Genomic DNA, 10,350 nt, shown 5'->3' with positions numbered 1-10,350 from the left:
GCGCACCTCGGCCACCCGGCCGTGCCGGTCGAGCACGGCCTCGACGCCGGGGCCGGCCGGAGTCGAGGCGCCGTAGTGCGGCGTGAAGGCGACGACCTCGTCGGCGTCGGTGCAGGTGGTGTCGTGGAGCGGGCGGCTCGTCGGCAGGTCGTCGCGGGTGCCGCCGCAGTTGCGGATCAGTCCCGGGACGCGGTCGATGCCGTCGAGGGCGAGCCTGTCGTGCCGGCCGCGGACCTCGCCACGCCAGCCGTACCGCTCGACCGCTGCGCGACGGGCGTCGCGGCCGAAGGCGAAGACCGGCCGGCCCTCGACGGCCTCGCTGAGCAGCTGTCCATTGTAGACACCGACGCCGGCCGGGTCGCCGGGCGCGCCGGCGGCGGGGTCGAGCACGAAGAACCCGGCGTTGACGGCCGCGGTCGCGCCTCCGGCCAGGGCACTGGTGGTCTCGCGGCGCTCTAGGTCCGGCCCGAAGTCCGCGGCGAGGTCGCCCCGGAACCGCTCCGGGTCGATGGTGAGCACCAGGACGCGCCAGGGCCCGCGGTCGGTGGGCGCGCCGTCCCATCCCGTGAAGACGGTGGACGCGGTGAACCCGGCGGCCCGCACCAGCGCGAGAACCGCGTCGGCGGCGGCCTTGTCGGCCTCGAGGCCGACGCGGACCCGGTAGCCCAGGGTGCCGCCGGCGAAGTCGGCCACCCGGGGCGTGGTGACCTCCTCGACCCGGCCGTCGAACCCCTGGCCGGCCAGGGCGTCGCGCAGCGCCGAGGCGTGCTCCCGGTCGGCGATCGCGGTGGGTGGCGCGTCCGGGTCGGGGTCGTCACCGCCGCCCGGGACGGCGATCTCGACGGTCCACCCGTTCGCCGGGTCGACCTCGCCGCGAGTGATCGTGGTCAGGGTGACTCCCGGCGCCAGCGATTCGACCGTGCGCGTCTCGGTGAGCCCGCCGGGCCCGAGCGGCAGCCCGCGGTCGCGCTCGGCCACGGCCACCGGCCCGGCGGCGGTCATCCCCAGGAGCACGATCCCGGCCGACAACGCGAACTTCCTGGTCCACATACGACATCCATTCGGCAGGGGATGCGACGGGCCAACCCCGACCGCAACGAACAACGAGAAGTGGCCCGACCACAACGAAACAGGCGTCCGCCAACTAACCAGAACCCACCTGCGGAACTCAAGCGCTGGCCACACCCAACCCCCAAACGGCCCCCCGGCCCGCCAGAACGGTCAAGCGTCGACCGCCACCCCCGGAATCGCCTTGATCTCGCCCAGGAAGGCTGGGGTCACCTTGATCGGGTAGTCGTCCAGCGCCAAGGTGACGCCGTTCTCCTTGTGGGCGAACCTCAGGTGGACCGGGGTGTCGCCGCGGTGGGCGGCCAGCGTGTTCTTCAGCTCGGCGACCACGTCGTCGTTCAGGCGCACCGGGTTGCACAGCAGCACGAAGGGAGCGTCGTCACCCGGGGCGGTCAGGTCCGCGTCGGTGATGTCCAGCGGGATCAGGCCCGAGCCGAAGATGGACATCTTGTCCTCGCGCCAGTTGACCCGGCCCTTGACGGCCACGGCGGCGTCCTCGACCAGGTCCTGCGACAGCACCGAGTACGACTTCGCGAAGAACAGCACCTCGATGGACGCGTCCAGGTCCTCGATCGTGCAGATCGCCCACGGCTCACCCTGTTTGTTCACCCGGCGTTCCAGCGCGGAGATCATGCCGGACAGCACGATCTCGCCCTCCTTCGGCGCGTCGCTGATGATCTCGGCGATCGGCTTCGGGGCGTGCTTGCGCAGCAGCCGCTCGGCGCCGTCCAGCGGGTGCGCCGACACGTACAGGCCCAGCATCTCCCGCTCGTAGCCCAGCAGCTGCTTGCGCGGCCACTCCTCCGCGGTGAACCTCAGGTGCGCCAACGGGGACGCGTCGCTCGCCGCCGGCTGGGTGTCGTCGCCACCGAACAGGTCGAACTGGCCCATCGCCTCCTGGCGCTTGAGGCCGACGACCGCCTCGACCGCCTCCTCGTGCACCTGCACCAGCGACAGCCGGGTGTGCCCGAGCGAGTCGAACGCGCCCGCCTTGATCAGCGACTCGACGACCCGCTTGTTGCAGCACACGAGCTCGGACTTGTCGAGGAAGTCGGTGAACGACGTGTACGCGCTCTTGTCCTCGCGCGTCTTGATGACCGACTCGACCACGTTGGCGCCGACGTTGCGCACCGCGCCCATGCCGAAGCGGATGTCGGTGCCGACCGCGGCGAAGCGCAGACCGGACTCGTTGACATCCGGCGGCAGCACCTTGATCCCCGACCGGCGGCACTCGGACAGGTAAACGGCCGACTTGTCCTTGTTGTCCGCCACCGAGGTCAGCAGCGCGGCCATGTACTCGGCCGGGTAGTTCGCCTTGAGGTACGCGGTCCAGTACGACACCAGCCCGTAGGCGGCCGCGTGCGACTTGTTGAACGCGTACCCGGCGAACGGGAGGATCGTGTCCCACAGCGCCTTGATCGCCGCGGTGGAGAAGCCGCCCGGCCGCAGGTCGCTCGCCTTCATGCCGGCCTCGAAGCGCTCGAACTCCGCGTCGAGGACGTCCTGCTTCTTCTTGCCCATCGCCTTGCGGAGCACGTCGGCCTGTCCCATGGAGTAGCCGGCGACCTTCTGGGCGATGAACATGATCTGCTCTTGGTAGACGATCAGGCCGTACGTCTCGGCGAGGATCTCCTTGAGCGGCTCCTCGAGCTCCGGGTGGATCGGCTTGATCCGCTGCCGGTTGTTCTTGCGGTCGGCGTAGTCGTTGTGGGCGTTCATGCCCATCGGGCCGGGCCGGTACAGCGCGCCGACCGCGACGATGTCCTCGAACCCGGTCGGCTGCATGCGGCGCAGCAGGTCGCGCATCGGCCCGCCGTCCAGCTGGAACACGCCGAGCGTGTCGCCGCGGGAGAGCAGCTTGTAGGTGTTCGCGTCGTCCAGGCCCAGCGTGTCGAGGTCGATGTCCCCACCGCGGTTGGCCCGGATGTTGTCGATCGCGTCGCCGATGACCGTGAGGTTGCGCAGGCCGAGGAAGTCCATCTTCAGCAGGCCGATGGCCTCGCACGACGGGTAGTCCCAGCCGGTGATGACCGAGCCGTCGTCGCGCCGCCACAGCGGGATGGACTCCATCAGCGGGGTCTTCGACAGGATGACCGCGCACGCGTGCACGCCAGCGTTGCGGATGAGGCCCTCGAGCCCGCGCGCCGTCTCGAAGATCTTCGACACCTCGGTGTCGGTCTCGATCAGCGTGCGAACCTCGGCGGCCTCGGTGTAGCGCTCGTGCTTGGGGTCGACGATGCCGGACAGCGAGATGTCCTTGGCCATGATCGGCGGCGGCAGCGCCTTGGAGATCCGGTCGGCGATCGCGAAGCCGGGCTGGCCGTGCAGGACGCGGGCGGAGTCCTTGAGCGCGGCCTTGGTCTTGATCGTGCCGAACGTGATGACCTGGGCGACCTTGTCCGAGCCGTACTTGTCCGTGGCGTAAGTGATCATCTCGCCGCGGCGCCGGTCGTCGAAGTCGATGTCGATGTCGGGCATGGCCGTGCGTTCGGGGTTGAGGAACCGCTCGAACAGCAGGCCGTGCGGGATCGGGTCGAGGTTGGTGATGCCCAGGGCGTACGCGACCAGGGAGCCCGCCGCCGAGCCGCGACCCGGGCCGACGCGGATGCCCACCCGCCGCGCGTAGCTGACGAGGTCGGCGACCACGAGGAAGTAGGCGGGGAAGCCCTTCTGGGTGATCACGCCCAGCTCGAACTCGGCCCGCTCGGGGTACCCGTCCGGCACGCCCTCCGGGAAGCGCCAGTTCAGGCCGCGCATGACCTCCTTGTGCAGCCAGGTGCCCTGCGTCTCGCCGGCCGGCACGTCGAACACCGGCATCCGGTCGACGTTGGCCCAGACCTCCTCGTACGACTCGACCCGCTCGGCGATCAGCAGCGTGTTGTCGGCGGCGCCGGGGACCTCCTTGTCCCAGTACCGGCGCATCTCGTCGGCCGACTTCAGGTAGTAGCCGTCGCCGTCGAACTTGAAGCGGTTCGGGTCGGACAGCGTCTTGCCGGACTGCACGCACAGCAGCGCCGAGTGGGCGGCGGACTGGTCCTGGGTGACGTAGTGCGAGTCGTTGGTGGCCAGCGGCGGGAGGTCGAGCCGGCGGGCGATGTCGAGCAGGCCCTCGCGCACCGAGCGCTCGATGGGCAGGCCGTGGTCCATCAGCTCGAGGAAGAAGTTCTCCTTGCCGAAGATGTCCCGGTAGTCCGACGCGGCCTGCACGGCCTCGGCGGTCTGGCCGAGCCGGAGCCTGGTCTGCACCTCGCCGGACGGGCAGCCGGTGGTGGCGATGATCCCCTCGGCGTGCTCGGAGATCAGCTCGCGGTCCATCCGCGGCTTGCGGTAGTAGCCCTGCATGCTCGCGAGCGAGGAGAGCGTGAACAGGTTGCGCAGGCCGGTGGCGTTGCCGGCGAGCATGGTCATGTGCGTGTACGCGCCGCCGCCGGAGATGTCGCCGCCCTCGCCGAGCTCGTCGGAGCTGCGCTGCTTGGCCTCGCCCCAGAAGACCGGCTTCTTGTGGTAGCGGCTGTGTGGCGCGATGTAGGCCTCGATGCCGATGATCGGCTTGATCCCGGCCTTGCGGGCGCACTGGTAGAACTCGTCGGCGCCGTACATGTTGCCGTGGTCGGTCATGCCCACCGCGGGCATGTCGAGCCGGGCGGCCTCGGCGAACAGCGGCGCGACCTTGGCGGCGCCGTCGAGCATCGAGTACTCGGTGTGCACATGGAGATGAACGAAGGAGTCAGCCGCCACGAGGCACCACCCTACGACGGCCGACGCCGAGATGAACGGACGGTCGAGGGCGTGTCTCGGAGCTTCGGGGGCATGGCTGATTTCTACCGCGTGGCACCGACAATTCCGGGCCGGTGAGATGATCGAGACCATGAGATTCCGGCCCGTGACGATCGACCTGCTGGTCGAGGAGCTGGCCGAGCGGATCGCGGCGCAGCCGGCCGGCGGGTGGACCCGGGTGGCCGTCGACGGCGCCCCGCCGAGCCGCCCCGGCTCGTTCGCCGACCGGCTCGCCGAGGGGCTGCGGCTGCGCGGCCGACCGGTGCTGCGGGTGTCGGCCCAGGACTTCCTGCGGCCGGCGTCGCTGCGGTTCGAGCGCGGCCGCGAGGACCCGGACGCGCGCCTCGACGACTGGCTCGACGCCGGCGGGCTGACCCGCGAGGTGCTGGCGCCGCTCGGCCCCGGCGGCTCGGGGCGGGTGCTGCCGTCGCTGTGGGACGCCGCCGCCGAGCGGGCCACCCGCGCCGAGTACGAGGTCCTGCCGGCGGGCGGGGTGCTGGTGCTCGACGGCGAGCTGCTGCTCGGCCGCGGCCTCGCGGTCGAGCACACCGTCCACCTGTGGCTGTCCGCGCCCGCGCTCGCCCGGCGGTTCGCCGAGGCCTGGGCCCTGCCCGCGTTCGCCCGCTACGACGCGCGGGTGCGGCCGCTGCACACCGCCGACACGGGCGTCCGGGTCGACGATCCGGACCACCCCGCGCTCCTCGACGACTCCCCCGTCTGACCTCACAAAGCCATCGTATCGAACTCATGGTCGAAACCGTCGGTGAGTTCGCCGAGCATGCCAGGTGATCTGGCTCGTGCTGTCCGAGAGGCCGCCGCGCACGCCGCCCGACCGGGCCTACGCGCAGGCGCTCGTCGCGTGGCTCGGCCGGACCGCGACCTGATCACACCGAGCACGCGTGGCGGGCCGGAGTGGGGCAGACTCAGCAGCCGACCGTCAGTGCTACGCAGGAGGATCCATGGCCACCACTCGCACCGCCAACGCCCACTGGGAGGGCGCGCTGCTCGACGGCTCCGGCACCGTGTCGCTCGACTCGTCGGGCATCGGCTCGTACCCGGTGTCGTGGCCGTCGCGCGCCGAGGCCGCGAACGGCAAGACCAGCCCGGAGGAGCTGATCGCCGCCGCGCACTCGACGTGCTACTCGATGGCGCTCTCGCACGGGCTCGCCGGTGCCGGCACCCCGCCCACCACTGTGGACACGAAGGCCGACGTGACCTTCCAGCCGGGCGAGGGGATCACCGGCATCCACCTGACCGTGCGGGCGAGCATCCCGGGCATCAGCGCCGAGGACTTCGCCGCCGCGGCCGAGGACGCCAAGAAGAACTGCCCGGTGTCCCAGGCCCTCACCGGCACGACGATCACGCTCGACGCCGAGCTGGTGTAAATCGGCGCGCCTCGGTCGGCCGGCACGGCTACGGTGCCGGCATGACCGAGGGGATGCGGCTGCGGCCGGTGCTCGAGTCCGATCTGGTGCGGTTGGAGCAGATGTTCACCGATCCGGAGGCGATCGGCGTCTTCAACTGGGGCGGGTTCACCGATCCTTCGCGGTGGCGGCGCCGGTTCGCGGAAGACCAGCTGCTCGGCGACGAGAAGTGCGTGCTGATGGTCGACCTCGACGGCGTGGCGCTCGGGTTCGTGTCGTGGTCGAAGGTGCGGACCGGCCAGATCTCCTACGTGTTCGAGTACGGCATCAGCCTGTGGCCGGACCATCGCGGCAAGGGTCACGGCACGGCGGCACAGCGGCTGCTGGTCCGGTACCTGTTCGCGCACGATCCGGTGAACCGCGTCCAGGCGCGGACCGAGTCCGGCAACGTGGCCGAGCGGCGCGCGCTGGAGAAGGCCGGCTTCGTGCAGGAGGCGGTGATGCGCGAGTACTACTTCCGCGACGGCGCCTGGCGCGACGAGGTGCTCTACCGGATGCTGCGCTCGGAGCTACCGGTCGACGACCAGCCGGACGGCCAGCCCGCCGAAGATCGCGGCTGAGACGCGGCCCAGCCAGCGCCGCACGGCCGGGCGGCGCCGCAGCAGCTCGGAGCACGTGCCCGAGGCGAGCCCGACCGCGGCGTCGACGGTCAGCCCGACCATGATCAGGACCGCGCCCATCACGAGGAACTGGACCGGTGTGGGCCAGCCGCCGCCGGTGAGGAACTGCGGGAAGAACGCGATGTAGAAGAAGATCACCTTCGGGTTGGCGAGGTTGGTCAGCGTCGCCATCGCGTAGGTGCGCCGCAGCGAATGCCCGCCGAACCGCGCCGGCGCGGTCTCGGTGATCTCACGCGCGGAGCGCAGCGTGCTGATCGCGAGGTAGCAGAGGAACACCGCGCCCACGATCCGCACCGCGTCGAGGACGACGGGGGCGGCCTGCAGCAGCGCCCCGAGGCCGAGCGCGGCGGCGACGGTGTGCACGGCCATCCCGGTCGACATCCCGACCGCGGCGACCACGCCGGCCGCCCGCCCACGAGCCACCCCGTTGGCGATGATGAACATCATGTCCGGGCCGGGCACGATGCTGATCACAGCACAGGCCACGACGAAGGCGACGAGAGTCGAGGCGTCCATGACTCGACTGAAACACGGGTGGCGACGGGTCGCGCGGGATTTCCACATGGTGGACGCGCCTCCGGCCCCCGATCACCAGCCTACGGACGGGTCCCGACGAGGAGGGAGCGAGCGGCTGAGGAAGTGCTCAGGCTGTGGATGCCGGCTCGCCCAGGAGGTTGCCTGTCTCGCCGTCGTAGAGCAGTAGCCGGCCTGGGTCCGGGGTCGCGGACACCGTCGCGCCTACCGGTGGCTCGTCCTGTTCGGCGACCGTCACCCCGACCAGCACCTCGCCCGGGCACTCCAGCGTGACCAGCGACGTCACGCCGAGGTTCTCCACGATCGACACCTGGCCCGTGATCCCGCCCGTGCCGTCGCCGTCCGGCGCGGCGGCCGAGACGCGCAGGTACTCCGGCCGAATGCCGACGGTCACCGCGGCGCCGGATGCCAGCGGCACGCCGCGCGGCGGCTTCAGGCGAGCCCCGGCCACCTCGACGAGGTCAGCGGAGACCGTGCCGGGGAGCAGGTTCATCGGCGTCGAGCCGATGAAGTTCGCCACGAACGTGTCGCCCGGGCGCTGGAAGACCTCCTTCGGGCTGCCCAGCTGCCGGATCCGACCCTCGGCCATCACCGCGATCCGGTCCGCCAGCGCGAGCGCCTCCGCCTGGTCGTGGGTCACGAACACGGTCGTCAGCCCGAGCTCGCGCTGCAGCCGCTTGAGGAACGTCCGCGCCTCGAGCCGCAGCCGGGCGTCCAAGTTGGACAGCGGCTCGTCCAGCAGCAGGACGTCCGCCTCCATCGCGATCGCCCGGGCCAGGGCCACTCGCTGCTGCTGACCGCCCGACAGCTGGGCGGGGCGCCGCGACAACAGCTCCGCCAGACCGAGCCCGGCCGACGTCCGCTCGGCGGCCTCCCGCTGGTCGGACCGGGGGGCACGGCGCACCCGCAACGGGTAGGCGATGTTCTGCGCCACCGTCATGTGCGGGAACAGCGCGTAGTCCTGGAACACCATCGCCACCCGCCGCCGGCCCGGCTCGACCCGCGTCACGTCCGACTCGGCGATCGACACCGAGCCCTCGGAAGCCGGCTCCAGCCCGGCGATCGTGCGCAGCAGCGTCGTCTTGCCGCAGCCGGACGGGCCGAGCAGCGCGAAGAACTCCCCGTCGCGTACGGACAGTTCCAGCGCGTCCACCGCGCGCACCCCATTGGGGTACACAGTGGACAGTGCGGTCAGCTCGATACCCGCCATCAGGCCTTGATCCCTCCGTGGAAGCGGAACCCGTACCGCTTGCTGACGAACAGGTACAGCGCCACCACCGGCACGGCGTACAGCAGCGAGAACACCGGGATCACCGTCAGGTTCGCGCTGCCGCCCTCGTCCTTGAGCGTCGTCAGCAACACCGCCGCCGGCTGCGCCTCGACGTCGCGCAGCAGCAGGAACGGCAGCAGGAAGTTCCCCCACGCCTGCACGAACGCCCACACGAGGATGGTCGCGATGCCCGGCCGGGCGACCGGCAGCACCACATGCAGCAGCACCTGGGTCGGCGACGCGCCGAACACCCGCGCCGACTCCTCGTAGGACCGCGGCACCGAGTCGACGAAGTCCTTCAGGATGAAGATCGCCGCGGGCAGCATGCCGCCGGCGATCACCAGGCCGGTCGCGTACTGCGAGTTGATCAGGCCCAGCTGGAACATCATCACGAAGATCGGCACCATCGCCGCGGTCCCGGTGACCACACTGGACAGCAGCAACAGCAGGTACAGCAACGCATCCCGGCCCGGCACGCGCACCCGGGACAGCGCGTACGCCGCCAGCGTGGCGAGCACCGTGGTCACCGCGGTCGCCACCACGCACAGCACTACCGAGTTCACCAGCGAGCCGAGCGCGTACGGGTGGGAGAACGTGGCCGACCAGTTGGCGAGCGTCCAGTCCGGCCACCGCAGCCCGAGCCCGGGGTCGGAGTCGAACGGCGCGGACGCGAGCCACAGCATCGGCACCGCGAAGAACGCCAGCACCGCGGCCATGAACGCGACGTAGCCGGTGCGCCGCCACACCTGACGGACCGTCATGAGCGCCGCCGCAGCAACAGCAGGTACAGCAGGGCCACGACTAGGTTCACCAGCAGCAGCAGGAACGAGATCGCCGCGGCGTAGCCGAGCCGGCCCGACGAGATCGCCTGCTGGTAGATGAACACCGGCAGGGTCTCCGACTCGTGGTTCGGCCCGCCGGCGGTTAGCAGGAACGGCGTGAAGTCGTTGGCCGTCCACAGGGAGATCAGCAGCGTGTTCGTCAGCACATGCCCGCGGATGTGCGGGAACACGACGTCCCGCACGGTCTGCCAGCCGCTCGCGCCGATGGTGCGCGCGGTCTCCAGCTGCGACGGCGGCACCGCGGCCAGCGCCGAGCTGTACAACATCATCGAGAACGCCGTACCCCGCCACGTGTTGAACACGACCAGCGACGCCATCGGGTACTCGACGAGCCACGCCGTCCCCGGCGAGCCGAGCAGCGCGCCGAGCGTGCCGCCGTCGCGGTCCAGCACCGCGATCCACAGGTACGCCACGACGACGCTCGGCAGGATCCACGACAACAGCACGAGCGCCTCGATCACCCGGCGCAGCGCCGGCCGGGCGGAGCGCAGGTACCACGCCAGCGCGAAGCCGAGCACGTTCTGCCCGAGCACGGCCGAACCGACCACGAACACCAGCGTCAGCCACAGCGCGTTGCCGAACAGCGCGTCGTTCAGCGCCTCGATGAAGTTGTCGAGGCCGACGAACGCGGGCGAGATCGACGCGGTGCCGGTGAGCGTGTAGTTCGTGAGCCCGATGTAGATCGTCCACAACGCCGGGAAGACCAGGAAGACCCCGATCAGCAGCAGCCCCGGCGCGAGAAAGGCGACCGCGCGGCCGACGCCGAGCCCGGCGGTGTCCCGGGTGCCCGAGACCCGCCGGGGTCGCGCCGCGGC

General features: G+C 71.0%; 9 protein-coding genes. 3 read left to right on the top strand and 6 right to left on the bottom strand.

Annotated elements, in window-relative coordinates:
* Window positions 1-1,050 (bottom strand): SPOR domain-containing protein (locus ACRDSK_RS27440; protein ID WP_431444214.1); only part of this gene is annotated, 1,050 nt, incomplete at its 3' end.
* 171 nt (window positions 1,051-1,221) lie between these two features.
* Window positions 1,222-4,806, bottom strand: a complete 3,585-nt coding sequence (gene dnaE, locus ACRDSK_RS27435; RefSeq protein WP_431444213.1) for a DNA polymerase III subunit alpha — start codon at window positions 4,804-4,806, stop codon at window positions 1,222-1,224.
* Between the two features lie 130 nt (window positions 4,807-4,936).
* On the opposite strand from dnaE, the gene ACRDSK_RS27430 reads away from it, so the two are divergent.
* From ACRDSK_RS27430 to ACRDSK_RS27420, 3 genes are all read left to right on the top strand, one after another.
* Window positions 4,937-5,566: a uridine kinase gene (locus ACRDSK_RS27430; RefSeq protein ID WP_431444212.1), complete on the top strand. Its 630-nt coding sequence runs from the start codon at window positions 4,937-4,939 to the stop codon at window positions 5,564-5,566.
* Window positions 5,567-5,804: 238 nt separating this feature from the next.
* Window positions 5,805-6,230, top strand: coding sequence for an OsmC family protein (locus tag ACRDSK_RS27425; RefSeq protein ID WP_431444211.1), 426 nt, complete (start codon window positions 5,805-5,807; stop codon window positions 6,228-6,230).
* A 41-nt stretch (window positions 6,231-6,271) separates the two neighbouring features.
* Window positions 6,272-6,829 carry a GNAT family N-acetyltransferase gene (locus tag ACRDSK_RS27420; protein ID WP_431444210.1) on the top strand — a complete coding sequence of 186 codons (558 nt, stop codon included), beginning with the start codon at window positions 6,272-6,274 and terminating at the stop codon, window positions 6,827-6,829.
* Here the strand turns inward: ACRDSK_RS27420 and ACRDSK_RS27415 are convergent.
* The 4 genes from ACRDSK_RS27415 to ACRDSK_RS27400 all read right to left on the bottom strand — a co-directional run.
* On the bottom strand, window positions 6,779-7,405 hold the full coding sequence (locus tag ACRDSK_RS27415) for a LysE family translocator (RefSeq protein WP_431444209.1): 627 nt from the start codon (window positions 7,403-7,405) through the stop codon (window positions 6,779-6,781). The genes ACRDSK_RS27420 and ACRDSK_RS27415 overlap by 51 nt on opposite strands.
* A 127-nt stretch (window positions 7,406-7,532) precedes the next feature.
* The gene (locus ACRDSK_RS27410) at window positions 7,533-8,633 is read right to left on the bottom strand and encodes an ABC transporter ATP-binding protein (protein ID WP_431444208.1); all 1,101 of its coding nucleotides are present in this window, start codon (window positions 8,631-8,633) and stop codon (window positions 7,533-7,535) included.
* Window positions 8,633-9,454, bottom strand: a complete 822-nt coding sequence (locus ACRDSK_RS27405; protein ID WP_431444207.1) for a carbohydrate ABC transporter permease — start codon at window positions 9,452-9,454, stop codon at window positions 8,633-8,635. Before ACRDSK_RS27405 ends, ACRDSK_RS27410 begins: the two co-directional genes overlap by 1 nt.
* Window positions 9,451-10,350 (bottom strand): carbohydrate ABC transporter permease (locus ACRDSK_RS27400; RefSeq protein WP_431444206.1); only part of this gene is annotated, 900 nt, incomplete at its 5' end. The genes ACRDSK_RS27405 and ACRDSK_RS27400, both read right to left, overlap by 4 nt.

This window comes from Actinophytocola sp. (assembly GCF_050699915.1).
GTDB lineage: Bacteria > Actinomycetota > Actinomycetes > Mycobacteriales > Pseudonocardiaceae > Actinophytocola.
Note: the sequence above shows the minus strand (reverse complement) of the source record. Positions and strands in the feature narration are given on the sequence as shown.